24 protein-coding genes are annotated in these 23,889 nt (G+C 51.8%); 11 read left to right on the forward strand and 13 right to left on the reverse strand.

The annotated features are described in order from the left end of the window. Window positions 1-42 precede the first annotated feature (42 nt). The 5 genes from K3T82_RS44735 (at window position 43) to K3T82_RS44755 (ending at window position 3,635) form a co-directional block, all read left to right on the forward strand. A complete protein-coding gene (locus tag K3T82_RS44735) occupies window positions 43-633 on the forward strand; it encodes a hypothetical protein (RefSeq protein WP_220199932.1) in 591 nt (196 codons plus the stop codon). A 136-nt stretch (window positions 634-769) separates the two neighbouring features. Continuing rightward, a complete protein-coding gene (locus K3T82_RS44740; RefSeq protein ID WP_220199933.1) occupies window positions 770-1,123 on the forward strand; it encodes an inorganic diphosphatase in 354 nt (117 codons plus the stop codon). A gap of 269 nt (window positions 1,124-1,392) precedes the next feature. Next, window positions 1,393-1,989, forward strand: a complete 597-nt coding sequence (locus tag K3T82_RS44745; RefSeq protein WP_220199934.1) for a TetR/AcrR family transcriptional regulator — start codon at window positions 1,393-1,395, stop codon at window positions 1,987-1,989. 78 nt (window positions 1,990-2,067) lie between these two features. Next, complete coding sequence (locus K3T82_RS44750) at window positions 2,068-2,310, forward strand: ferredoxin (RefSeq protein ID WP_220199935.1); 243 nt, start codon at window positions 2,068-2,070, stop codon at window positions 2,308-2,310. Between the two features lie 59 nt (window positions 2,311-2,369). After that, on the forward strand, window positions 2,370-3,635 hold the full coding sequence (locus K3T82_RS44755; protein WP_220199936.1) for a cytochrome P450: 1,266 nt from the start codon (window positions 2,370-2,372) through the stop codon (window positions 3,633-3,635). 353 nt (window positions 3,636-3,988) lie between these two features. Here the strand turns inward: K3T82_RS44755 and mdcH are convergent, their stop codons facing one another. From mdcH to mdcA, 7 genes are all read right to left on the reverse strand, one after another. After that, window positions 3,989-4,924: a malonate decarboxylase subunit epsilon gene (gene mdcH, locus K3T82_RS44760; RefSeq protein WP_220199937.1), complete on the reverse strand. Its 936-nt coding sequence runs from the start codon at window positions 4,922-4,924 to the stop codon at window positions 3,989-3,991. Further along, window positions 4,921-5,637, reverse strand: coding sequence for a malonate decarboxylase holo-ACP synthase (locus tag K3T82_RS44765; protein ID WP_220199938.1), 717 nt, complete (start codon window positions 5,635-5,637; stop codon window positions 4,921-4,923). The genes mdcH and K3T82_RS44765 overlap by 4 nt, the downstream gene beginning before the upstream one ends. After that, a complete protein-coding gene (gene mdcE / locus K3T82_RS44770) occupies window positions 5,622-6,464 on the reverse strand; it encodes a biotin-independent malonate decarboxylase subunit gamma (RefSeq protein WP_220199939.1) in 843 nt (280 codons plus the stop codon). The genes K3T82_RS44765 and mdcE overlap by 16 nt, the downstream gene beginning before the upstream one ends. Further along, window positions 6,461-7,333, reverse strand: a complete 873-nt coding sequence (locus tag K3T82_RS44775) for a biotin-independent malonate decarboxylase subunit beta (RefSeq protein ID WP_220199940.1) — start codon at window positions 7,331-7,333, stop codon at window positions 6,461-6,463. The genes mdcE and K3T82_RS44775 overlap by 4 nt, the downstream gene beginning before the upstream one ends. Further along, entirely contained in the window at window positions 7,330-7,623 is a 294-nt protein-coding gene (locus K3T82_RS44780) for a malonate decarboxylase subunit delta (RefSeq protein ID WP_220199941.1), read from the reverse strand. Before K3T82_RS44780 ends, K3T82_RS44775 begins: the two co-directional genes overlap by 4 nt. A gap of 77 nt (window positions 7,624-7,700) precedes the next feature. Further along, window positions 7,701-8,654 (reverse strand): triphosphoribosyl-dephospho-CoA synthase, encoded by a 954-nt coding sequence (locus K3T82_RS44785; protein ID WP_220199942.1) that lies wholly within the window; start codon window positions 8,652-8,654, stop codon window positions 7,701-7,703. A gap of 3 nt (window positions 8,655-8,657) precedes the next feature. Continuing rightward, window positions 8,658-10,310, reverse strand: a complete 1,653-nt coding sequence (gene mdcA / locus K3T82_RS44790; RefSeq protein WP_220199943.1) for a malonate decarboxylase subunit alpha — start codon at window positions 10,308-10,310, stop codon at window positions 8,658-8,660. 487 nt (window positions 10,311-10,797) lie between these two features. Between mdcA and K3T82_RS44795 the strand changes: the two genes are divergently transcribed. Beyond that, the gene (locus K3T82_RS44795; RefSeq protein ID WP_220199944.1) at window positions 10,798-11,997 is read left to right on the forward strand and encodes a lactate 2-monooxygenase; all 1,200 of its coding nucleotides are present in this window, start codon (window positions 10,798-10,800) and stop codon (window positions 11,995-11,997) included. 280 nt (window positions 11,998-12,277) lie between these two features. Here K3T82_RS44795 and K3T82_RS49550 read toward each other — a convergent pair whose 3' ends face one another. The 6 genes from K3T82_RS49550 to tnpC form a co-directional block, all read right to left on the reverse strand. Next, window positions 12,278-12,508: a non-oxidative hydroxyarylic acid decarboxylases subunit D gene (locus tag K3T82_RS49550; protein WP_268886746.1), complete on the reverse strand. Its 231-nt coding sequence runs from the start codon at window positions 12,506-12,508 to the stop codon at window positions 12,278-12,280. Then, window positions 12,486-13,952 (reverse strand): non-oxidative hydroxyarylic acid decarboxylases subunit C, encoded by a 1,467-nt coding sequence (locus K3T82_RS44800; RefSeq protein ID WP_220199945.1) that lies wholly within the window; start codon window positions 13,950-13,952, stop codon window positions 12,486-12,488. Before K3T82_RS44800 ends, K3T82_RS49550 begins: the two co-directional genes overlap by 23 nt. Next, entirely contained in the window at window positions 13,942-14,550 is a 609-nt protein-coding gene (locus K3T82_RS44805; RefSeq protein WP_220199946.1) for a UbiX family flavin prenyltransferase, read from the reverse strand. Before K3T82_RS44805 ends, K3T82_RS44800 begins: the two co-directional genes overlap by 11 nt. Before the next feature lie 458 nt (window positions 14,551-15,008). Further along, window positions 15,009-15,422 (reverse strand): nuclear transport factor 2 family protein, encoded by a 414-nt coding sequence (locus K3T82_RS44810; protein WP_220199947.1) that lies wholly within the window; start codon window positions 15,420-15,422, stop codon window positions 15,009-15,011. 186 nt (window positions 15,423-15,608) lie between these two features. Next, window positions 15,609-16,448, reverse strand: a complete 840-nt coding sequence (locus K3T82_RS44815) for an alpha/beta fold hydrolase (RefSeq protein WP_220199948.1) — start codon at window positions 16,446-16,448, stop codon at window positions 15,609-15,611. 343 nt (window positions 16,449-16,791) lie between these two features. Further along, the gene (tnpC, locus tag K3T82_RS44820) at window positions 16,792-18,222 is read right to left on the reverse strand and encodes an IS66 family transposase (protein ID WP_236031670.1); all 1,431 of its coding nucleotides are present in this window, start codon (window positions 18,220-18,222) and stop codon (window positions 16,792-16,794) included. 90 nt (window positions 18,223-18,312) lie between these two features. Here tnpC and K3T82_RS44825 point away from each other — a divergent pair, with 90 nt between their 5' ends. The 5 genes from K3T82_RS44825 to K3T82_RS44845 all read left to right on the forward strand — a co-directional run bounded on the left by K3T82_RS44825 (window position 18,313) and on the right by K3T82_RS44845 (window position 23,676). After that, a complete protein-coding gene (locus K3T82_RS44825) occupies window positions 18,313-18,855 on the forward strand; it encodes an RNA polymerase sigma factor (RefSeq protein ID WP_220199949.1) in 543 nt (180 codons plus the stop codon). Then, the gene (locus K3T82_RS44830) at window positions 18,852-19,643 is read left to right on the forward strand and encodes a CHAP domain-containing protein (protein ID WP_220199950.1); all 792 of its coding nucleotides are present in this window, start codon (window positions 18,852-18,854) and stop codon (window positions 19,641-19,643) included. The genes K3T82_RS44825 and K3T82_RS44830 overlap by 4 nt, the downstream gene beginning before the upstream one ends. Before the next feature lie 195 nt (window positions 19,644-19,838). Next, the gene (locus tag K3T82_RS44835) at window positions 19,839-20,591 is read left to right on the forward strand and encodes a CHAP domain-containing protein (protein WP_220199951.1); all 753 of its coding nucleotides are present in this window, start codon (window positions 19,839-19,841) and stop codon (window positions 20,589-20,591) included. Window positions 20,592-20,894: 303 nt separating this feature from the next. Further along, on the forward strand, window positions 20,895-21,728 hold the full coding sequence (locus K3T82_RS44840) for an NAD-dependent epimerase/dehydratase family protein (protein WP_220199952.1): 834 nt from the start codon (window positions 20,895-20,897) through the stop codon (window positions 21,726-21,728). Between the two features lie 151 nt (window positions 21,729-21,879). Then, window positions 21,880-23,676 (forward strand): glycoside hydrolase family 36 protein, encoded by a 1,797-nt coding sequence (locus K3T82_RS44845; RefSeq protein WP_220199953.1) that lies wholly within the window; start codon window positions 21,880-21,882, stop codon window positions 23,674-23,676. The last annotated feature ends 213 nt before the right edge of the window (window positions 23,677-23,889 follow it).

Below are 23,889 nucleotides of genomic sequence, written 5' to 3' on the forward strand. Positions count from 1 at the left end.
TCTGCTATCTGATTGATGGTTTATCGTATAAGGACATATGCAATGACAATCATTATGGGCCCCAGAGGGACCGCAAGGGGCGGTTATGGTCTTGTCCGTGTCTTCGCGCTCTTTATTACCACATATACTGGACGCATTATTGGTAGCTTGCTCATTGCGATTGCGGGTATCGTGTGGGGTCTGCAATCGCATTCTGTGTCATATGCTCATGCTCCACAAGGGCTCTATAATATTACTCTTGTGCCAGAGGAGAGCCGCTATTATATTCGCTGCGTAGATTGCCCAAGCCCTCATTTTTATCTTGTAAATACAGGCGATTTCAAGCAGTTTGTGAATTTTGAACATAGTGCGTATCTAGACGAAATGACCTATCGGAGTGATTCGTGTAAGGATATTACTTTCGAGGGGAATAAGGGTTGTGGTTATAGCATGACCTATCTTGTTTTGCGTGATAACAGCGGCAAATTGACGTCCTATGAGACACAGGAACATCAGGATCACCCTGACGATTATTATGATAATCGCTGGCTATTGGGTGGGCCCATCATGCTAGTTGGAGTCGCGCTTCTGATTGTATCGCTCTGGATGTTGATTGCTGATAAACGCAAGTATCGTGTGACCGCTGCTGCCTGATCGTTCTCAATGCCTATTTGATACGGCCTCTCATAGTGGGGGATCCGCTTGTACTTGTTAATAAACACATATCCGCTGGTCAGTGATGGTGCATTCTGGCTTATGTGTCTTCATGTTGTTTGGGGGAGAAAATAGTATGTCATCGGCAGCATTCTGGCGATCCCTTGACACTCTTGTTGCAGAAAGCAAGATTGTCATTGATCGCGCGAGGGATACTCCTCATCCACGCTATTCTGATTTCATATATCCGTTTGATTATGGATACTTGCAAGGGACTCTCTCCAATGATGGTTCTGGAATCGACATCTGGCGAGGGACGATGCCGGATACACAGGTCACAGCAGTCATTGTGAATGTCGATCTGGAGAAGCGTGATTCCGAAATTAAGGTGTTAATTGGCTGTACGCCGGAAGAACAGCAAACGATTTTGCATGTCCATGAGGATGGAGCGCAATCAGCGCTCTTAATTGTACGCAAGCCTTCATCCTAGAACAAAGTTTACAGGCGATTCTTACCAGCACTAAGCGGTGGGATCCGTCCGACACCATGGTTTAGCACGGAAGAGAAGCGCGCCTCAGATGGAAGTATGAGAAGACAAACATCACCTGTTTGATCATCTCAAGCATCTGTTGACAACAGCTATTTTTCGGGGTATGCTCTCTATGGAAGCGGAATACCTATTCCGCTTCCATACGCGAGAAACCGCTCCAGAAAGAGCTTCATTTTTCCTTTGGCTGGTCTCAAGATGAGGAGACGAATATGAACGATGATGCAGGAGTGCGCAAGCGGACTGATGCCCAGACCAATCGGGCGCGGCTACTGGCCGCTGCCCAGACGGTATTCGTGGAAGCGGGGTTGGATCTGGAAGTCAATGAGGTCATTTCTCGTTCTGGTCTTGGTGTCGGCACGTTCTATCGCCATTTTGGAAGTCGGGAAGAGTTGGTCCGAGCAATGGTGGCGCAGACCGTGAAAGATGCCCAGGTCCAGATTCTCCAGGCCATCGAACCCCATGCGGACGATCCTCACGCTGCACTTCAGGCACTGGTGTCGGTGCAACTCCATGTCTACCAGCAATATCAGCCCCTCTTCTCAGCTATGCGTGATCGACGGTTGAAGAAGCTCTTTGATTCAGCGCAACGGGAGGCCTTGTATACACTGGTACTTGATCCCCCACGATGGGTTCTTGAGAGAGGCATCCAGCTCGGTGTCTTTCGGCAAGGCCTCCATCGTGACCTAGTCGCAACCACTATTCTCGGGGCTTTTACGAGCGCTATCGATCTCCTGGAAAACCAGTCTCCGCTTGAAGAGCTAGAGCAGCCCCTCTTCCAACTCTTGTGGGGCATGCTTGTACATTAGTCTCTGCCATTTTTAGAGGCTGCGTACTCTAGGAACAAGGAGCAGTGGATCTCGTTCGAGAGAAGAAAGGAGCATACCATGCGTGTGATTGCTCAAACTCAGAAATGTATTGCCAGTGGCACCTGTGTTCTGACATGCCCACAGGTGTTCGATCAGCGCGATGAGGATGGTACGGTGCAAGTTGTGGATAACCATCCTCCACTTACGTTACGAGCGCGGATTATGCAGGCGGTCGATCTCTGTCCAGCCCAGGTATTTCAAGTTGAAAATGAGGATGAGACAGAGGAACTGATTATTGAAGAAGACCCTGGAGATCTGTAGTCTGACCTCTCTGTGATGCAGGGAAGCAGCCAGAAGGAGAATGAAAGGAACAGTTATCCATGACGCAACACAATAACCGTGACCATGTTCAGCCAACGGTGCAGGAGGAAGTGCTCGCGTATCCCTTCCCGCTGGCAGAACATAGCCTGGAGGTAGAGGACCCAACCATCTATACCCAATTGCAGGCGGAATGCCCCGTGGCGCGTGTGCGTATGCCCGTTGGGGGTGAAGCTGTCCTCCTAACACGGCATGCTGATATTGTCAAAGCGTTTACTGATCCGCGTATTGGGACGGTTCAATTTTCAGATGGGGAGATCCCTCGACGAGGGCGTGGGAGAGGTCCTGGTATGGGAACCGAAAGGGCTTCGCTGTTCACTGTCTCAGATGCCCGGCATAACAAGATTCGCCGTCTAGTCACGCAGTGGTTTACTGTGAAGGCTTCCAACGAGCTAGCTCTACGTGTGGAGGAAGTGACCAACGAGCTAGTGGATGCTATGGAACGTTCTGGCCCTCCGGCGGATCTCTTTGAGGACTATGCGATCAAGACTCCAATGACTGTCATCTGCGAACTCCTGGGGGTGCCGAGTGAGGATGAACCCCAATTTCGCCAATGGGCACGTGTTCTCTTCTCTGTCGAGACGCTCCCAGAAGAAGCCAGTGCCCAATGGCAGAAGATGGCGCAATATATGCTCCCTTTGATTGAGCAGGAGCGTAAGCAACCTCGCAATAATGTATTGGGTACGCTGGTGAAGGCCCAGGAACTGGGTGATGAGGCATTGACTCAGGAAGAAATGCTGAGTTTCGCGACAGGGCTGATCATTGCGGGCTTTGAGACGGTGAGCACGACATTTACCAATTCAGCCTTCATCCTGCTCCAGCGTCCCGAATTGCTGGCACATCTACGTGAGCGCCTCGATGATCCAGAGTATCTGGCAAAAGCCATCGAGGAGATTTTACGCATGACGCCGTTGGGCACGGCAGGGCGCGCGCGCATCGCGCGCGACGATCTGGAACTCAGTGGTTGCCCAATCAAGAAGGGCGATGTGCTGCTCCTCGATTCCAGAGGTGGCAATCGTGATCCTGAGGTTTTTCCTCATGCCAGCGAGATCGACTTTGAGCGCGATCCCAATCCGATGATTACCTTTGGACGAGGAATTCATGCCTGCCTGGGCCAGCAGATTGCCCGGATGGAACTACGTGTCCTCTGGAGTACGCTTCTTAAGCGCCTGCCAACAATTCGCTTAGCTGTTCCACCCTCGGAGGTTCCCTGGCGGCCTGAGGATAGCGCTACTACAGGACCAGCTCACTTACCTGTGACCTGGTAAGAGAATGTAATGACCCCAGACGCGCCAGGGAACCTTCTGCCTTGAAGGAGAGAAGCACCCTGACGCGTGTTTCCTCTCTATAATGCCCTGAAGGTATCCCTTTTCCTGTTTGCGATTTGTTTGGCTCCGTTACAAACATCACCCCCCGCGAGCTACCTGGTTGGTAGCCCATCGGGGGGGCATGTGAGACGCCCTTAGGACTGCTTGTTTCGCCTGACAGCCGCTCGCTCCCGTAGTCGGAACATGTAGACCATCAGTACGCCGATCCCGCTGAGACCGACGCCTGTGGCTCGTACCCCGACTGCTTCGATGAGCAGGCAGACGAAGAGCCCATTCAGAGACGCTCCTCTTGCCTATCTGGTGTTATCATGCACTCGTTGGGTAAGAAGAGTGATATCAGACTCTCGGGTTATAGAAGCGGCGAGCGCGCGGGCCTGGGGAAAGGCGACTGCCGCAAGTTCGGTGAGCACGTGACCGGGAGGAAGTTCGATGAAAAGCCTGGCGCCACGTTCGTACATATTGGTGGTGAGGTCGTACCAGCGGACAGGGCAAGCAGCATTGGTTGAGAGTTCAATACGCACATCTTCGGCGGTCCATAGTACTCGTGCGTAGCGATTGCCAATATAGAGGATGCGTGGAGTCTGAAGGTGGATATTGGCAAGCGCTTGCGTCAAATGATCTGTTACTGGGTCCATCAAAGGGCAATGAGATGGAACACTGACATTCAGATATGCCGCCTTGCGAGCCCCCATTTTACGGGCCAGCTGGAGAACTATTTCCAGTCCCTGGCGAGATCCGGCAATGATCATCTGGCGTGGCGCGTTGATATTGGCGAGAAATACAGGTGTCTGGGAAGTGTTCACAGGCGCAATCAGGGTCTGGACCTGCCGCTCATTGAGTCCAACAATGGCACCAAGTCCTGAGTCGGGCGGAGCCGCTTGCTTCATCAATATCCCGCGTTGGCGCACGATTAGTAATGCGTCACGCAAACTGAGCGATTCAGCAATTGTGGCCGCAGTGAAGGTGCCAACGGAGAGCCCTGCTACCATATCGGGCGCGGCACCGCTGGCTTGCAGGGCACGTGCCTGAGCCGTGCCTGCGATCAACAGCGCTAACTGAACGCTGACTGTTGACCCAAGCGCGTCTTCGCTATCAAGATCAAGGGCGTCCTGCCCAAGCACCTCGCTTGCCTCTTTCAAGGTCGCCGCGATAGCTGCGTGATTGGGGAGCGTATGCAGCATTCCTGGATATTGTGCCCCCTGACCAGGAAAGAGAAAGGCCACACTCATAGGCCTGCTCTGGCCTGATAAGTGTCTTTAGGGCAATACATGTGGGAGGTGCTTTCCCAGGGATTGCGTACAAGTTTGAGGCCATTTGTGGTTCGTAAAAGGATTGATGCCTGGCTGCCTGGCCATCGTTGAACATATTCGGCGAGCGCAAACGCTCCGCAGGGTGTTTCGATTTGTACATCAGTGTGTACCGATACCTTTGCCAGATGCGCGTGCAATGCTTTCGCCATTTCCCAGGAAAGCGGCTGTGGTGCACGAACAAGCAGGTCGAGATCACTGCTAGTTGTGGCTGTAGGTACACCACTGGCAAGCTCAAATCCTACGCTGCCCGTTGGCCCCCAACACAGCTCGGTTGCCTGGAGCCACGGCGCTAATTCCGACAGCGCTTGAATGGCCTTGATCAGCCTCCATCGCTGATTTCGCATCCGGTCCTGGGTGGTAACCAGTTGTTCGGGGGGAATCCTTCTTATCCCCTGGCTCATGATACGAAGATAGGCCGCGCAACGTTGGCTACGGCTCGGTCCTCGGATACCTACTGGAAGTAGATCACCACTAGCGGGCGCGCGGCGAACTACAACCATTGGCGCACGCTGTAGCGCCAATGTTACCCAGGGCGGCGGACTCGTGGTTGAATAAAGCAATAGCCGTGTATCATGTAAAACTAGTAGATCGTGTGGGTCGGCCCAATGTCGAAGGTCTATTGAACGTGCCATTGTGCCTCCATCTGCTCGCGCACACGCAGTGTTGCCGTGCGATGTTCTCGCACCTCTTGAGATGAGCTCCAATCAGGGAGGTCGCGTGAGCCTGAGCGTATTTCGGTAATTGCTGTGAGGAGTTCTTGTTTGACCTGGTCTATCTCTTGTGTTGTTGGCGCGTCAGCATTTATGCCTGTAAGCGCTTTCTGAACGATCCCTAATTGCATACAGGCCTTTACATCAAAGGACATTGGTATGACTGTCTCTGCAAGCTTCGTAAGTTCATTGACGCTTCGCATGGTAATGCGTGCGGCCTCTTCTTTTGCCATTGCCTGGATCATGATCTTGGGATCGTCAAGCGCGAGAACGCGATTGGCCTGAGCGCCATGAGCAAGAAATCCTCCCGAGATCGCCTTTCCGACGACGAGGGTGACGATTGGATGCCCTGCTAGGCGGGCGATGACGTAGGCATCGATGGCTGCGGCCAGGGCAAGATGAATGCCGAGGACTTCTTCCCTGCGTCCGTATGCTTGGCTGGGAACATCGACTACCGCGATAATTGCCCGTCGATGCCCTTTCTGGTCTGCATCGATTACTTCTCGCACCGCGCTTGCGAGTCCCCAGCCTTCATCAATACCCAGTTCTCCATGCTGTGCTCTGGGGAAGCGGTTTTGTGGGTCTGGGACGACGGAAAGAACCCGAACATGCTCTTGCTCTAGCATCGTATCCGCTACCAGAAGCGAGGCTGGTAGGCCTGGCACTGTTGGGGCATGCCCGACTAGTGCGTTGAACCAGGTGTGTCCTCTGCTGGGTGTGGTATCGAATGGTTGTGGGGTCTGAGTCATACTTCCCTCCCACTTTTAAGTAGCACATGTGCTACTTCCGGGTCGAGCTGATTGGTAAGGTCAAAAGTGGCTAGGAGTGAGCGATATGCCTGGACCTGCGCGCTGCGGTAATGACCTGGTTTCCCTCGGGCGAAAACGGCGAGTAGGGCCTGTCGGATGACTTCGATATCATCATCTACGAGGAGATCCACAAATCCGCTGCCCTCACGTTGCGTTCCTCCCATGATACTCCAGATCAGGGGTGGATCGTGGCTATCAAATTCAGCTATACCAGCCTCCTCTTCAACCACTGCTGGACCGTTTAATCCAAGCCGCCCTTCGCGCGTAGAGATCAGATAGCTACACAGGCCAGCCGTGATTGACATGCCACCAAAGCAGCCAATCATGCCCGAAATGATGCCCACGACAGGAACGTGTGCTCGTAGCGCGACAATATTGGCATGAATTCTCGCCATGGCGGCCTCTCCTAACAGCCCTTCCTGGAGTCGAACGCCGCCTGTCTCTAGCAGGAGCACCGGACGTACTGGTGTGCCGCGTTCGCAATCCTGCTTGGCGAGTTCCAGCGAACTTATAAATTTTTCACCTGCGACTTCCCCAATGGCGCCTCCCTGAAATGCCCCTTCAATTGCCAGAATAACAGCCTCCTCTCCAGCCAGGCGACCACGGGCGACAATTACCCCATCATCAGACTCGGGGATTATGTCTTGCATCTCTAACCAGGGGGATTCAAGGCGCTCAAAGGGGCCAAGTAATTCGTGAAAAGTGCCCTGATCCAGTAATGCTTGTGCCCGTGAACGGGCACGCAGTTCAATAAAGCTGGTTGCTGTTGGCCTCTGAGCCTGGGCCTGCCCCTGTGGTGGTGTTGTCATGCCTGGCTCTCCTCAACTGCTTGCGCTAGACGGAGCATTACCACTCCAGGTGTCGCTCCTGAGTCATTAATCTCAATGTTTGCTGCCTGCTGATAGCGTTGAAAGAAACGATCCAGGACGGCCTTCCAGGTTGCTTGAAAACCATCAACGCTCGTCCGAATCGTCACATGTGCGGAGTGGTCCTCAGAGGGCTCAAGTAAGACTTCTAAGTCGCCAGAACCAACCACGCCGACATGGGCACGATGTTTGACAGTGTGAGAAGCCTGATACTCAAAGGTCATTTTCTCCATAGGGATCTTGTTCCTTTTGTTATGTCTGACACCCACTTCCTATGTACTACCTGTGCTCCCCATCCGAATGATGTTGCTCAAAAGTGAGCCCAGGCGCTCCGGCTTTCCTGCTCAAGAAACGTAAGGAAGAGCGTGGCTGCCAGAAGATCCGCGCTGCCCCCAGGCGAAACATGGTACGTGAGGAGCTTGCGATCAAGCTCACAAAGTGTTTCCCATCCCCGGGGCGTTGAGGTTCCACCCCGCACTAAGATGCCCCGCGCGCCGCTTTGGGCGACCTGCAATGCTCTGGGACCGCCACGATACAAGATGCAGGTATCAGAAAGGTGCGCAATGAGTACAATCAAGGTATTCAGGCGGGCGTGTGTCTCTGTGAGACCATATGCGCGTGAAGCCGCAAGCATTGGAAGCGCCTCGTTGATGACATGGGGAAAATTCCTCTGTGCCTCCTCGCGCGCCCCTGAGATGCCATGGCGCTGTTGGACCAGCAAGCCATGAGATACCTCATATGGGGCGGAGCGGTCAGGATAGCGCGCGACCTTCCCAGCACGCTCAGCCAGGATGTGTGCTGGAGTTCCGGGGTCGCTGAATGCGGCAGCAGCGACCAGTAAACCTAGCGCCCAAATAGCTCCCCGGTGCGTATTCACACCGCACGTTGTTGTCAACATTGCCTGCTCACCAGCGCGTCCTAGTGCTGCTAGATGCTCACGTAACCTGCGAGACGGTCGCTGTTGGTGGGCAGCACGGGCCATCGCGACAAATGTTGTATGCAGCGTAGACGCGGAGGCAAGCATGAGAGGTAAGGTCAAATCTACATGCGCGCCAGAGCCTCGACGATCCACAAGCGCAGGCTTGGGTGTGAGGAGGGCTTCTTCGCGCAATGCTGTCACTGCCATACTGGCGAGCCATTCTGCTCGTTTGCTCTCTCTCTGAGGCGATTTGTTTTCATCTGGTAATGATCGTCGCTCTGTTAGTGTCAGACCAGTGTGAGAAGGGGTGAGTGCTGAACTTGCATTAATCGATTGGAACTGCATGCTTCACCAACTCCTGAATTGGTCAGGTGGGTGATAGAGCCCACCTGACCAATCAACCAGTTCTTCAATGCTTTTGGCCGCCAGGAGTGTACGTCTGGCATCGGTTAAGCGAACACCCAGATCTTCCGGAAAGGCCACTAATCCATCATGACGCAAACGCTCAACTTCTTTCGGATCACTTGCTATACCTATTGGACTGACGCCTGCGATGGCTGCGAGCGCAGCACGTCGCTCATTGCTACTCTGCGCTTTATAGAGATAGGCGATCCCTTCTTCAGTGACGACATGGCTCACATCGTCACCATAGATCATCACTGGCGCAATAGGCAAATGGGCATCTTCCCCAACCTGAATGGCGTCCAGGGATTCGACGAAGGTTGGCACACCACCTTTGTGAAAGGTCTCTACCATTTGCACCACAAGTTTGCGTCCACGCATAATAGGACTCTCTCCCTGGAGCAGGCTTGACCAGGCAGGGCTACTGTGCCTGCGCCCATGGGGATCACTGCCCATGTTAGGAGCGCCCCCAAAGCCAGCCAGGCGTCCGTTTGTGACAGTAGAGGAGTTGCCGTTGCCATCCATCTGCAATGTTGAGCCGATAAAGAGGTCAGTAGCGTACAGGCCAGCCAGTTGCGCCAGGACACGATTAGAACGCATGCTGCCGTCGGCTCCATTAAAGTAGATATCTGGCCGAGCGGCTGTATAGGCTTCCATTCCTGGTTCGCCCCCAAAGCTATGGATACTCTTCACCCAGCCACTTTCGATAGCCGGGATGAGTGTGGGATGTGGATTGAGTATCCAATGCTGGCAGATATTGCCACGCAGGCCAAGGGACTCTCCATAGGTAGGAAGTAGGAGTTCGATGGCTGCGGTATCAAAGCCAATACCATGATTGAGCGAGGTGACGTGGTGATGTTCGTAGATGCCGCGAATGACCATCATTGCCATCAAGATCTGAATCTCACTGATAGAGCGTGGGTCGCGTGTAAAGAGGGCCTCAAGAAAGAAGGGTCTATCTGACTGAACAACTATATCGATCCATGAGCCAGGGATATCAACGCGAGGAAGCTTGTCAGTAATCTCATTGACTTGCGCTATCACAATCCCATCGTGAAAAGCTGTAGCCTCAACAATGGTTGGGGTATCTTCGGTACTGAAACCTGTATAAAGGTTTCCCTGCGCATCACCTTTCTCAGCGCAGATGAGTGCGATCTGTGGCGAGAGATCAACCAGCATGCGCGAATAGAGCTCAATATAGGTGTGGATGGCACCAATCTCTAGTTTTCCATCCTCAACGAGTTGGGCCACACGCAAGCTCTGCGCGCCCGCGTAAGAGAAATTCACTTTACGCGCGATTCCCCGATCGAACAGATCACAATGCTCTGGTCGGCTGATACTCGAAATCACCATATGCAGATCATGGATTTTCTGTGGATTTAGTTGTGCCAGGTTTCGCGAGAGAAAGTCAGCCTGTTTTTGATTATCCCCTTCCAATGCCACTCGGTCTCCGGGAACGAGTAATGCTTCAAGTGCCTCAACTATGCGCTCAGTAGGCAGAAGACACCCCTGGAGAAGAGGGGTAACGCGGGCCATCCGCCGCGCTTTCTCAGCACGTCTTGTTGCCCATTTGGAGGAGAGAGTGGGTTGACTCCCCATTGCTTTCCTGACTCCTTTCGACCGGGACTACTAGTTCGCTTGCTGCTATCTACGACTATCAAACCCGAAGCTTTCACATGCGTGGCTTACATTAGGGCTTTCATCATTATGGTCGTGATAATGTCATAAGCTCGACCGATAATGTGTATTAGCCATCCGCTCTCTATACTTGCTCTAGTATGCGCTTAGGCACAAGCACAAGTTGATAGAGGAAGATGGTAGTGAAATGAATGGAACCAGAAAGGACGATGAGGGAGGGAGACGTTATGGGAACCCAACCTACGCGACGTGCTTGCCTCCCCTGTATATGGCTTTGCATTCTTCTTTTGCATATGTAGGAGCCGCGCTTCAGCCTGCGCGACCTATCTGCCCTCTATAGATTGAGGCCATGAGAATTTCCTCCTCACTTCTATAATGGCTCTGTGATAGTAGAGAGTAGAAAAGATATTGCGTACCGCTCTTGAAGAAGAATAGACGGAGAAATGAGATGGCGACGAGAACAACGACTCAGACTGTTGCTACTATACCTCATCAATTCGGCAACGTGCGGCAGCGCCAAGTCTACACTGATGGTTTTAACGGAAGGCGGCCACTGGTGCCAGCTTCATCTAAATTACTTGAGTTGCAGGCCAAAGAGCGCATGTCTCCTGATGCCTGGGGGTATCTTTCGGGCATGGATGAGACAATGGAAGCGAATATTGCCGCGTTTCGCCATTGGAGTATTGTGCCACGAATTCTACGAAATGTCGCTCAGCGTGATTTGAGTGTACAGCTGTTTGGGCAAACGCTTCCTGTGCCGTTTTTACTCGCTCCGATTGGGGTTCAGAAGATTGTGCATCCCGATGGCGAAGGTGCGGTCGCTCGAGCGGCCGCAAAGCTTGGAGTTCCCATGATTCCAAGTACCGCCGCATATATCACGCTTGAGGATCTTGCGAAGACGCTTGGGGATACGCCTCGCTGGTTTCAATTGTACTGGAGTAAAGATCCCGATTTCAACGCGAGTTTGCTGCGACGAGCTGAGCGGGCTGGCTATACAGCCATTGTTGTAACGCTTGATACCTACTACCTTGGTTGGCGTGTAGATGATATACAGAATGCGTATATGCCATTTCCTTTGTACGATGGTCTGGTCAATTACCTGACTGATCCCGTTTTTCGCCGGTCACTGAAACAGCCACCAGAAAAGGATCGCCATGCCGCGATTCAGCTTTATATGGAGATCTTTGGGAATCCCAGCCTCACCTGGGCCGATATTCCTTTCTTGCGTCAACATACCAAGCTTCCCATCCTGCTCAAAGGCATCATGCATCCAGATGATGCTCGCCAGGCCGTTGAGGCTGGCATCGATGGCATTATTGTGTCGAACCACGGAGGTCGTCAGGTGAATGGTGAGAGAGCCGCGATAGATGCCTTACCAGATATCGTTGAGGCAGTGAAAGGACAGGTCCCTCTCCTCTTTGATAGTGGTATTCGCAAGGCCGCAGACGCCTTCAAAGCCATTGCGCTAGGGGCCAAGGCCGTGCTATTGGGACGCCCCTACCTCTGGGGCCTGGCGCTTGCTGGTGAGCAGGGTGTGGAGGAGGTCTTGCAAAACTTTATTGCCGATCTCGACCTGACTCTGGCGTTGAGTGGTCACACCGCATATAGCGCACTGGATGTCTCTGCTCTGCACAAAGAGCCTGTATAGCAATCCACGAGCCAGTGCAAGACGCTGCGAAAAAAGCGAAGCCGCATTTGCTATGCTCTCTGTCTTATACGATGAAGGGCAATGAGAAATGTGAGTTGCCGATGAAGTCGCAGCATCTAGAATCAAATGGGGTTGATTGACGGCCCGGACTCAGTCCGGGCCGTTCGCCTCCCAGGTAACTCCCATTTCACTTGAAGCAAACCCGGAGCGGTGCATCTGGTCATAGAAGGATCGAATGGACCCTGTGGTGACTATCGGTTGTTTTAATCAGGCGTGGCTTTCAGAGCTTGCGTAAAGGCGGGATAGCAGGCACATCATGGAAGTGGTGAAGCTTCTCTACCGTTAATTTGAACTTTTGATTGTAGCGCGAACCATCCGTAATTGTTGGTGATTCTGTTGTACGCCAGGTAAAAAAGCACCGAGGGCAACTATAGATTTCCCAGCAACTTTCAACCGGTGATTGCGCAACGACACTACAGCCTTCAGCGTCACAACGGGGGCAGGTTTTCATGGGGCAAATTACACCTTTCTGTGTTTTTCTGAAGCAGATCGCGAAGGATCTTCTCCCACTGATCTGTGGCGGCTGGTGGCGTGAGCGGTTGTGCGAATTCACCACGAATGTCCGGGTCAACTGGAATCGTCGCATCAAGAACCATTTTATGCGTAATTCCAGCAGGTTCCGCGCTTGGATCAAGCGGCAGTATAGAGGCATTGGGAATGAGGACCAGATCTTTGCTCGGTGCGAAGCGGGTCGAGAGGGCCCACATAACCTGGTTGAGATCGAAGGGATCAACATCTTCATCGACAACAATAACGATTTTGCAGTAGCCCAGACCGTGAGGTGTTGTCATCGCACGCAGCCCAACAGCTTTGGCAAAGCCACCATAGCGTGTCCTGGTGGAAATGATGGCAAGCAGCCCATGGGTATACATTGCATTGACCGCAATGATCTCGGGGAAGGCATCTTTCAATTGTTGATAAAGTGGCACACACGTATTGAGAGCCAGCATATAGTCAATCTCAGTCCAGGGAGTACCAAGATAAAGATCCTCTAATATGGGGTTCTCGCGATGATATACGGCGTGCACCTCGATGATAGGCATATTGCGACCGCCAGAGTAACTGCCTGTAAATTCGCCAAAAGGTCCCTCTGGTTCGCGTTTGCGAGCAATAACCTCGCCCTCGATCACAATCTCTGCTCCCCAGGGCAGATCAAGTCCGGTACGTTTCCCACGCACAATAGGGTAGGCTTCACCCTGAATTGCGCCAGCCATCTCATACTCGGATTGGTCATATAAGAGTGGTGAGCCTGCGATAGTGGTAATAACTGGCTCGCAGCCAATCGCGAGGGCAATAGGCAGGTTTTCATTACGCTCCTCTGCTTTGCGCAGGTGTATGCCAATATCATGCATCGGAACTGGCTGAATACCAAGATGATTTTTGCCTTTGACCTGGGCACGATAGATGCCTACATTCTGTTTCCCAAAGGAGTCAGGATCATCAAGATCTTTTGAGATAATGCAGGCTTTATCGATATAGAAACCACCGTCATAGTCGTTCAAGCGAAAGAAGGGGAACATCTCAAAAAGATTAATATTCTTGCTTACTTCATGCTCATAGAAAGGCGCGTTATCCATCCGTTTCACGGGAACGGGAAATTGCTCCCAGCGCCGCACAAATTCGAAGAACTGTTCCTTGATGGGTGTATGTTTGGGCATGTTAAGCATCAAGGCATGATTGGCCCAGGAACCGATGATATTCATTGCTATGGCTTTGCCTTGCTTATAGCCATAGATGTTATCGAAGAAGAGAGCAGGGGCATTCGCTCCCAAACGTGTGACGGCGCGCCCTGCCGACCCTAAGTCGGGCTCTAGCCGAACCTGCTGCTTAATATGTAAGAGTTGACCTTCATCTCGTAAGCGTTGCAAAAACGCCCGGAAGTCTTTATATGCCAATCTGCGTCTCCTTTTGCTGTTGTGAGCTTGGCGAGTGTTTGACACCTTCCCAGCGTTGCGCGAAATCGGCGCAGAACCCAAATTGATCGAGTGTGCGGGCCACAACATGGTTAATCATGTCATCAAGTGTCTGGGGATGGTTATAGAAGGTGAGCATGGGCGGAAGGATCACGGCTCCCATGCGTGCCAGGGCTAGCATGTTCTCCAGGTGGATCTCGCTCAGAGGCATTTCACGTGTGACCAGAACCAATTTGCGTTTTTCCTTTAATGTCACATCGGCAGCGCGACAGAGCAGATCATCAGCCAATCCATGCCGTATATGCGCCAATGTCTTCATGCTACAGGGAACGATAATCATGCCATCCGCTACGAACGAGCCACTCGAAATAGTGGCTGCCTGATTTGAGACACTATGAACCGTTGTCGCAAGACAGGTCAGGTCTTTTGCGTTCTGCCAGGTTTCAAGCTTAATGGTGGCTTCGGCCCATTTGGTAAGAATCAAGTGGGTCTCTATGTGCAAGTCATGTAGCGTTTCGAGGAGACGAATACCAATAATTGCCCCACTCGCGCCACTCATACCCACAATTAATCGTTTCATATGCTCAATATCTTCCTTTACTAGGGAAGCATAAAGGCTGGTCTGGAACCTCCGCAAAAAGTATCTTGACTCAGCAGCAAGCCACGGCTAGCCTTTATCGCGACCCGCATGTGTCTGCGCTCTCGATAGGCTTCTTGTATGGCCTCCAGCAGAAACTATCTATCAGGCCATATACGGAAATAGTAGCTATCACTTTCTATTTTCTACACCAGGAAATCCTGAATGAAATAGGGTCAGGAGATTGAATAGTATTGTGGCAAGCAATGAGAGTCGCTGACGACCTCCTCGAAAAGCTGCTTGCATATGCCACATACCGTAGGGACATCTCGACTGCGCGCAGTCGAGATGTGATCGTTCGCTGATGTACAAGAAGTAACATTATCCGAGTGTCGCCTATGGTATTGTTGGTGAATGTATGTACACGGATATTGAAGAAAGCCGCCTTGATCTCAATGTTGCTATCGATATCTCCGTTCCGACTCTTGAATTGGGTAGTCGTTGGCGCTCATATCGCGCCTGCGCATCAGGCCCTCATCATCAAACTCCCAGTGCTCATTTCCATGGGTACGCATCCATTGCCCTGTCTCTGCGTCAAACCATTCATACTCAAAGCGAACCGATATACGGTTACCTGTGTAGCACCAGAGTTCCTTCATGAGATGGTATTCCTTCTCTTTCTCCCACTTCCTCCGCAGGAACGCCTTAATCTCATCATGCCCCGTAAAAAATTCCGTCCGGTTGCGCCAATTGGAATCCTTGGTGTATCCCTTTACGACTATCTCTGGGTCGCGTGTATTCCAGGCATCCTCTGCCATTTTTACCTTTGCCTGCGCGGTCGATTCTGTAAATGGAGGTGTAATTTTCTCTACCATAACCCAGGCCCTTTGCAAGATTTCAAAAGCAACCACATTATGGATCTAGCGGATACATATCAGGTGAATGTATGTATGTAGTATAACCAGCCCATACATATGCAGGCACAGCTCTTCATCCCAGGATGAAGAGCTGTGCCTGCATATGATTCTTGTGCATGTATTCTCTGCTTAACTAAGGACGGGTTAGCTCTTTCCCTGTGCGGCTGCGATGATGATATCCACAACATCTCGCGGATGCGTAATGGGGGAGGCATGACTGGAGTTAATCTCCCTCGTATGGGCGCCTATTCGTTTTGCCATATAGCGCTCCGCGTCTGGATTGATGGCATGATCGTTTCGCGAAACGAGATACCAGGAGGGGAATTTTTTCCAGGCAGGTGATTTGGTGACTCCCGCGAAACATGACGGCTCAATTGGTTTCTGCGCGGCGGCGAAGATCTGTGCCTCCGCCTTTGGAGCGTCTTGAATAAACACGTCCCAGAACGCGGGGGGATCAATCTGGATGTAGCCTTTGAAATACGAAGAAACGATATGTTTGCTCAGTGGAGGGGGCGCAAACTTCGCGCTAATGGTATTCTGGCTCTCCCCTTCGCCTGTCGCATAGGCTGCGATATAGACCAGACCTTTGACATGCGTCGCATCGGTTGGAACATTGCTTATTACAGCACCAGCATAAGAGTGACCAACTACTACAGTAGGTCCCTTGAGCGATTGTAGAGCCGCACGGGTTGCTTGAACATCATTCTCAAAGGATGTGTTGGGGTTTTGCGCTGCCAGGATATGGAAGCCCTGAGGTTGCAAAATACCAATCACCCTGTTCCAACTTGACGCATCTACAAACGCACCATGAATAAGTAAGATATTTATTCCCTGCCCTATACTTCGGCTTTGTGCTCTTGCTGTAAAGGGGGCCGCATTACCAGTAAACATGCTACTATCCAGAGCTGTCGTCGCGAGCGCAAGGGCACCTGCGCCCTTCACAAAATCTCGGCGCGTTATGCCTGTTCCTTTGGGTGAAGCCATTGCGTGTTCCTTTGTGTACTCCACAAGAGAGAAAAGCAAAAAATACCAAGGGAATTATTCAGCACATGGACGCAAAAGTGTCCATGTGTTTCTTTATTTCTATACTAACTCGCCCAAAAAGTAGCAGAGCAAACCCAACTCACATAGTTATAGCCTCATAAGAGATCAATGTCTTTATGTAATCTAGTCAAAAGGAAAATAAAAGGTGCTCGTAAATCCTCCACATTTGGGACAAAAAGCTTTTATTATGGTATTTACCTACCTAAAATGGGCATAGTTATTATTAAGTTGTTAAACTTTTCTCTTTTTTGCGATAGAAAGGGGAGATCGTAACTATTCAGGTTCATGAAAAGGAAGGAAAGAGAGGAGACCCAGCGAGCACCGTTTGCAGAGCAGAAAGCAGGTGGTGACCCTGTTTGCGCATGGTGGAAGCATAACTTCGTACGCGGCAAAAGGCATCAGCTCCGTGGACAGAGCGGAAACAGCCGGAGATTTTTTGTTGGACCTTGAGCATGCGGAGATCACGCTCGGCCAAATTGTTGTCAAAAGGCACGCGGAAATCACGCATGAAGGCCAACACGGCATCAGCATGGGTATGCAGCCGATCTAAGAGGTTACGCGCAGGATGTTGCTTGGGCTTGCCTCGTTTTCCTGGCCGTGCGAGAGGTGGGGCGGGAACTGATTGATAGCCTTGCTCAAGAATCTGCTGATAGTGCTCAATGAGAATGGTCTGCATGTGCTCAGGAAAAGCCTTCCATCCTTGGGCTTTGGCTTGAGCAACGAGTTCTCGCATCAACAGCAGCAGCACTTTCATCTCACTGGCCCACAGGTGATGCTCTTCTTCAGCGAAGAAGGTCAATTCTCGCAGATGATGCACATTGCAAAGGGCATGGCCCTTGCCGTAGGTCCAGTAGCTGCTCCATCCATCGTGCATGCTCAGCCCTTGCAAACGTGCAGCGATGCCAATGGCCTCAAGGGCTTCTCGTCCCCGCTTGGGATGGTGAGCATAATGGGTGAGTTGAGGCGTTGAGACCACATGAACCCAGTGGCGTTTGCCTTGGACATAGAGGCCCGTCTCATCTTGATGGACGACCTCCTGGGTGACAAGAGCTTCTTTGAGGGCTGCTTCAACGGGTTCAAGACGCCGATGAGCACGGATGACAAAGCCCTCGATGGTGGCAACGGAAAGGCGATGGTCAAAAAGATCTTCAAGAACCTGGCTCACACGGGCATAAGGCAACAGTTGGACGTGGCTCAGATACACGGCCAAGGCTTGCAATGAGGGGCCATATTGCACGGGGGCACTGACCCCCGTTGGAAAATGAGCCTGGCAAAGCGCACCACACCCAGGGCAGACGACCTGCTGGATCTGATGCTCAGTCACCTGTAATGGTTGAGAAGGCAGGTCAAGCACATGTCGGCGAGTGGTGCGGGAAGCAGGCGCCAAGCGTAGATCAAAGGCGCAATGTGTACAGTGCGTTGGACGGTGAACCACGATCTGATCGGGGTCGTGTCGTTGCAGTAACGTCTGGCCTTGATGCCCAGATTGACCGCCGGGACGTTTGCCGCTGCGCTCACGTCCAGAGCGAGGACGACGCGCAAAGCGATCCGAAGAAGGTGGCAAGCCACTATTGTGGCTGTCTTTCTTCTCTTTGCGCTCAAGCTCACAGATACGTTCTTTCAGACGTGCATTTTCTTGAAGGGCTTCATCCAAAGCACGACGCACATTCGTCAGTTCTTGGATGAGCCAGTCGATTTGAGCATCTCGGTCCATAGGCACAGCGTACCTGATTCCTTGTGTACAATGCAAGTCTTTTTAGACAACCTGAATAGTTACGGGAGATCTCAAACAAACAGGGGAACTATGAGGAATGGATTCACTCTTGAGGAGCAGAACACCAGCGCCTTGCTCTATGAACAGCAGGCACCTGCCCTTCTAGCCTATTTCTATCGCCAAACTTCTTCCTGGGATGATGCCGAGGACCTCCTGGTCGAGGTCTTTCTGGCTGTCCTGGAATATGAGCGCTTCAAAGACTTTTCCGAGCGCGATCAGGAACGCTGGCTCTGGAAAGTAGCGCACCATAAGGTTGCGGATCATTTTCGACGCTTCAAGCGACAAGGCAACCTGCCACTGCATATGGAGATCGTCGAGGCCGTTATCGAAGATACCGCTTTGACACCTGAGAAGTGCCTGTTACGGCAAGAGACATACGCCGATTTATATGCCGCCATCAGAACATTACCTCGTGTGCAGCAGGATGTGCTGGAACTGCGCTTCGCTCATGAGCTTAGCATTGGACAAATTGCGGCGGTGCTTGAGAAGAAAGAGGGGGCGATACGTATGCTGCTCTTTCGTACGCTTAAGCATCTGCGTGCGCTATCAGAGATTCGTGAGGTACACCGATGACAGAACAGGATAAACATTCTCAAGCCCAAGGAGGGGAAGACGATGTTGTACAACATTTCCAGGGACTTTCAAACGAGAACGCTCAATTGGTCGACAATTTGCGCGAAGCGTACAGTCTGACACGCGTGCGCAGGGCACGCGCACTTGCGCAGGCAAGGCAGCGCATTCAATATGAGTTGCAGGCATCTGATACACGCCGCATTGTTGAGGTGGATTCCATCAATGCGCTTGCTTCCACAAGCAAGAAGATCAAAGCCCTGATACCTGATATAAAGAAGCCGAATCGGCTGGGGTGGTTGTTCAATACATGTGTCGCAGCGGCTCTTTTGATTGTTATGGTGGGGAGCATGATCCTGGTATACGGTTATCGCCAGACATCAACCAGTGTTGGTTCTAAAAGTAATAATCCTACCGTTACAGTGGCGGCTCCTACGCAATGGCCTAAAGGCGAAGATACCTATTGGGCGAATTATCGCTTTCATCAACTTACTGGTCGCTGGATTCCATGGCGGGGCAGCCCCAATCAGTGGGTAACTGGCGCACAAACGCATGGCTGGCAGGTTTCCGCAGAGCCACATATTCCAGCCATACTTGTCTTGATGCCAGGTGTGCAAGGGGCGGGAGGTGTAGGCCATGTCGCGGTTGTCGAAAAGATAGATTCAAATGGACAATCTCCAAGCGTCTATACCAGCAATTATGGCTGGTACACCAATGGCGGTGGCAAGGGTATCCTCTCCTATGCTAATTTCACGGCTGGGAATGGTGCCTATTTCATCTGGCTCGATTAAGTGACTGCTGGGCCAGATACTTTCGCAACATCAAGAAGTTTTATTTTTGGCTAACCTTTGACAAGGATGTGATACATAGCGATGAAAGATTCAATCTCTCAACCAACACAATCCCCTGCCCGGAGGGGATCCATATCTAATGATAATCAAGTACGTCAGAATGATATTACGTTTGTACATCAGGATGATATAAGTTTGAAATCGTCATTACTCTCGAACGAGAGTAATGTGCTGTTGGGGAAGCCTCCCATTACGAAAAGTAAAACCACTGCTCTGCGCTCACCATTTGTTATTGAAGGGAAAGAGAGGCGGGAGGGACGCACTCCATCATCACAAGGCAGGCGCATTGTGATACAGGTGGCCGTTGTAGCTATGTTGCTTTTGATCCTGGCGGGTAGTCTTATCGCGTCTACCGCACTGGGAAGCGACGCGAAAACGAATCTAGCAAATGTCTTCAATCCTTCCCAGCATTTCTATAATTCCAACGCAGATGATATCGCCGTTGCCGCGCAGGCTGCGACCGCGACGGCGGTTTCGATCTATGGCAACGATGATCTACAGACCTATTCAAATACCAACGGGACAATTCAAGGGGGCTCATCTAATCATGGCTGGCCTGGACAATGTACCGATTGGGCAGCCAAACGTTTTCACGAGCGGACTGACGTCTGGGTCCCGTGGTATGGAAACGCATGGGAGTGGCTCAATGGAGCCATGCAATATCACTGGAACGTTTCTGCAATGCCTACTGTTGGCGCCATTCTTGTTCTGCAACCTAATGTCCAGGGAGCAGGCTCATATGGGCATGTCGCCATTGTAGAGGGCATCAACAATAATGGGACCGTCCATATCAGCCAATATAACTGGCAAGGCGGCGTAGGCGTCTACTCAGAATGGAATTTCTCGTATCCCGACTATCCCAGAGTCGCGTTTATCACCTTGCCATAGCTGTCTATGCACTGGTCGCTGCTGCTCCTGTCCGCTATACCCCAGCCTCCCAACACAACTGAAGGTGAGGGCGAACAATGCTCTCGGTTGTATATGTCCCATTGTGTGGGAGGCTGCCACGCACGTGGACGAGGTTAGAGGTCGGATACAATGTTTTGTCTTCCAAAGAATTCTTGTGCTATTCTATAGGCATGCTTGCTGCATTGAGGAATCAGGCGATGTCAACAGAGCATTGTTGTGTGCCTGCATTCCTGGCAGCGGTGTCCTTTAGCGCTCTTTGTCAAACAGGAAGACTTTCAACACATGAAAAAGATTGTTGTTACCGGCGGTAGTGGCAAAGCGGGAAGAGCCGTGATTCGCGAGCTCATAGAGCATCAGTATGAAGTCCTCAATGTCGATCTGGTGCCGCCTCGTGAGGATATTTCACCATTTCTTATAGTTGATCTGACCGATCTGGGGCAGGCTATCGAGGCGCTTCAGGGTGCTTATGGTGTGGTGCATCTTGGCGCGATCCCGGCCCCTGGCAGACAGACGGAGGGGTCGACCTTTAGTAATAATACCCTCAGCACCTACAATATTTTTAGCGCGGCTATGACATTGGGGTTAAAGCGTGTTGTATGGGCATCGAGTGAGACTACGCTGGGCCTACCTTTTGACCGCGAGAAACCCAGTTATGCTCCAATCGATGAAGAGCATCCACTCTATCCAGAGTCCAGCTATGCGCTCTCTAAAGTCATCAGTGAAGAGATGGCACGACAGTTCAGCCGTTGGAGCGGCATCCCTTTTGTCGGCCTGCGCTTCTCGAATATCATGGAGCCACATGACTATGCCCGCTTCCCATCCTTTTCTGAGGATGTTCGGACGCGCAAATGGAATTTGTGGGGATATGTTGACGCCCGTGACGTCGCACTGAGTTGTCGCCTGGGCCTCGAAGCTGATATCACTGGCGCTGAAGCCTTTATTATTGCCGCCGCCGATACCACACAGAGTCAAACCAACCGTCAGCTAATGACGGAAGTCTATCCAGGCGTACCACTCCGAGAGGGTGTCGGTGAGCATGAAACATTGCTCTCTATCGATAAAGCTCGCAAGCTGCTAGGCTACAATCCCAGATACTCCTGGCGCGAACAGATATAGTTTGGTCTCTGATACGACCGCAGGGGCAGATCTTCATCTCAATTCCTTACCAGATTTTCCCTTTCTCTGCCCCTGTGTTTCATCGGCTCTTGAGCTAGCTATGCATCTCTGCCAAGCAACACATCCAAGAAATGGGGTCTCCACTTATCTTATGATCAGAACTAACACAGGTCGCCACGAAATAGCGCTCACCTGGTCCGATGACCGTTTCCAGGCAACCCTTGCCGCGACCCAGATCGAAGAGGGCCTAGATCTGGTACATATCAAGATCACTACGCAACAGCCCGCACCCCCACCGCGCTTGACTCTCTCCTGGTCACATCCTATTGTCGATATTCATGGCCTCTGGAATACATCGGGTGATCGCAATAAAGGCCTGCCGTCTGATTGGGCTAACAGGTTCACTACGAAAGCCACCTCGCAGGCTCCCGTGTGCTGCCTGTTCAGTTTGAGTGGGCAGAATCGGTTGACATTCGCTTTCTCGGATGCCTTGCGACCCGCGATAATGAGCGCTGGCGTGCATGAAGAGGCGGCTACCTTTAGCTGCAAAATCGAGGTATTTGTAGAGCCAACACCTCCCATGACCAGTTATGAGGCAACGCTACGTTTGGATACGCGTGATATCGCGTATTATGAAAGCCTGGAACAGGTTCAGCGGTGGTGGGCATCTCTGCCCAGCTATCAGCCTGCCTCTGTTCCTGATGTTGCACGCGCCCCCTTCTACTCAACCTGGTACAGTTTCCATCAGCAGGTCAGTGCCTCGACAATGGAAGAACAGTGTCGGCTGGCAAAGGGGCTTGGATGCGAAGCAATTATCGTAGATGATGGTTGGCAGACAACTGATAATGCTCGTGGCTATGCCTATGCGGGTGATTGGGAAGTGGCGACCAGCAAAATCCCCGATATGAAGGCACATGTGGCACGCGTCCACGAACTCGGCTTAAAGTATCTGCTATGGTACTCTGTCCCGTTTGTCGGTGTACACAGTAAGGCATATGCTCGATTTCAGGATAAACTGCTACATACGATTGAGCGCCTGGGGACAGGCGTCCTTGATCCACGTTATCCAGAGGTACGCGACTATATCATCACTACCTATGAACGGGCCATGCGCGATTGGGATCTGGACGGTTTCAAGCTGGATTTTGTTGATAGCTTTGCCTTTGCGCCTTCTGAGCGCGGGTCTTTTGCTGCTCAGGTCCATACACTGCTCCCCAGTCAAGATTATCTTTCGGTGCCTGAAGCGGTTGATCGCCTGCTAACTGATATTATCGCTCGCCTCCGGCAACTCAAACCGGACGTCATGATCGAGTTTCGTCAATCCTACATTGGCCCGCTCATGCGCAAGTACGGGAACCTGTTCCGCGCTGGTGATTGCCCCAATGATGCTCTAACAAATCGGGTGCGAACTCTCGATATTCGTCTGCTCTGTGGCGATACGGCGGCGCATTCTGATATGTTGATGTGGCATGGAGATGAGCCTGTAGAGAGCGCGGCGCTGCAAATCGTGAATGTTCTCTTCTCTGTTCCGCAGATTTCTGTGTTGTTGGATACGCTCCCAGCGGAACATCTGGCGATGGTCCGTTTCTGGCTCGCCTTCTGGCGTGAACACCGCGATGCCCTCCTTGATGGCAAATTGCGGCCACAACATCCCGAAACTCTCTATCCACTGGTCTTTGCCGCGACACCTGAGAAGCAAATCGCCGTCATGTACCAGGATACCGTCATCAATCCTGGCTTCGAGCTTGCCGATACCTTTATTGTGGTTAATGGCACCTTGGAAGAGCGGGTCATTCTGGAATTCGCGGAAGATGTTGCTACGAGGCAATTCACCATCTATAATTGCCAGGGCCAGATTATGCATACGGAGACCAGGGAAATCAGCAAAGGGCTCCATCGATTCTTGGTCCCCGCCGCTGGCCTGCTCAGGTTACAGCGTAATAGCTGAAGTTGCTGACTGCTGTTCCATTACTTCGCCAACTGTGGGTGAGATAATAGGCGGGCTCCTCATGTTTTCACGAAAACATGAGGAGCCCGCCTATTATCTCACTATTGCTCTCTAAACGGTTGTTGAAAGCTCATCTCTTCAACACAAAGAAAATGTTCAGTCGCCTAAAGAGCAATGGCATGCGTGATAGGAGGTGTCTTTAGAAGGATGTTC

Origin of the sequence: Ktedonospora formicarum, from assembly GCF_016587355.1 — a bacterium.
Lineage (GTDB): Bacteria > Chloroflexota > Ktedonobacteria > Ktedonobacterales > Ktedonobacteraceae > Ktedonobacter > Ktedonobacter formicarum.

Coding starts and splice junctions, on each gene's coding strand:
- K3T82_RS44775 (WP_220199940.1), bottom strand. CDS start 7,333: ATGACAACACCACCACAGGGGCAGGCCCAGGCTCAGAGGCCAACAGCA.
- K3T82_RS49550 (WP_268886746.1), bottom strand. CDS start 12,508: ATGAAAACCTGCCCCCGTTGTGACGCTGAAGGCTGTAGTGTCGTTGCG.
- K3T82_RS44780 (WP_220199941.1), bottom strand. CDS start 7,623: ATGGAGAAAATGACCTTTGAGTATCAGGCTTCTCACACTGTCAAACAT.
- K3T82_RS44740 (WP_220199933.1), top strand. CDS start 770: ATGTCATCGGCAGCATTCTGGCGATCCCTTGACACTCTTGTTGCAGAA.
- K3T82_RS44815 (WP_220199948.1), bottom strand. CDS start 16,448: ATGGCTTCACCCAAAGGAACAGGCATAACGCGCCGAGATTTTGTGAAG.
- tnpC (WP_236031670.1), bottom strand. CDS start 18,222: ATGGACCGAGATGCTCAAATCGACTGGCTCATCCAAGAACTGACGAAT.
- mdcH (WP_220199937.1), bottom strand. CDS start 4,924: ATGAGTGTGGCCTTTCTCTTTCCTGGTCAGGGGGCACAATATCCAGGA.
- K3T82_RS44840 (WP_220199952.1), top strand. CDS start 20,895: ATGAAAAAGATTGTTGTTACCGGCGGTAGTGGCAAAGCGGGAAGAGCC.
- K3T82_RS44750 (WP_220199935.1), top strand. CDS start 2,068: ATGCGTGTGATTGCTCAAACTCAGAAATGTATTGCCAGTGGCACCTGT.
- K3T82_RS44755 (WP_220199936.1), top strand. CDS start 2,370: ATGACGCAACACAATAACCGTGACCATGTTCAGCCAACGGTGCAGGAG.
- mdcE (WP_220199939.1), bottom strand. CDS start 6,464: ATGACTCAGACCCCACAACCATTCGATACCACACCCAGCAGAGGACAC.
- K3T82_RS44810 (WP_220199947.1), bottom strand. CDS start 15,422: ATGGTAGAGAAAATTACACCTCCATTTACAGAATCGACCGCGCAGGCA.
- K3T82_RS44805 (WP_220199946.1), bottom strand. CDS start 14,550: ATGAAACGATTAATTGTGGGTATGAGTGGCGCGAGTGGGGCAATTATT.
- K3T82_RS44745 (WP_220199934.1), top strand. CDS start 1,393: ATGAACGATGATGCAGGAGTGCGCAAGCGGACTGATGCCCAGACCAAT.
- K3T82_RS44765 (WP_220199938.1), bottom strand. CDS start 5,637: ATGGCACGTTCAATAGACCTTCGACATTGGGCCGACCCACACGATCTA.
- K3T82_RS44845 (WP_220199953.1), top strand. CDS start 21,880: ATGATCAGAACTAACACAGGTCGCCACGAAATAGCGCTCACCTGGTCC.
- K3T82_RS44795 (WP_220199944.1), top strand. CDS start 10,798: ATGGCGACGAGAACAACGACTCAGACTGTTGCTACTATACCTCATCAA.
- K3T82_RS44830 (WP_220199950.1), top strand. CDS start 18,852: ATGACAGAACAGGATAAACATTCTCAAGCCCAAGGAGGGGAAGACGAT.
- K3T82_RS44825 (WP_220199949.1), top strand. CDS start 18,313: ATGAGGAATGGATTCACTCTTGAGGAGCAGAACACCAGCGCCTTGCTC.
- K3T82_RS44785 (WP_220199942.1), bottom strand. CDS start 8,654: ATGCAGTTCCAATCGATTAATGCAAGTTCAGCACTCACCCCTTCTCAC.
- mdcA (WP_220199943.1), bottom strand. CDS start 10,310: ATGGGGAGTCAACCCACTCTCTCCTCCAAATGGGCAACAAGACGTGCT.
- K3T82_RS44735 (WP_220199932.1), top strand. CDS start 43: ATGACAATCATTATGGGCCCCAGAGGGACCGCAAGGGGCGGTTATGGT.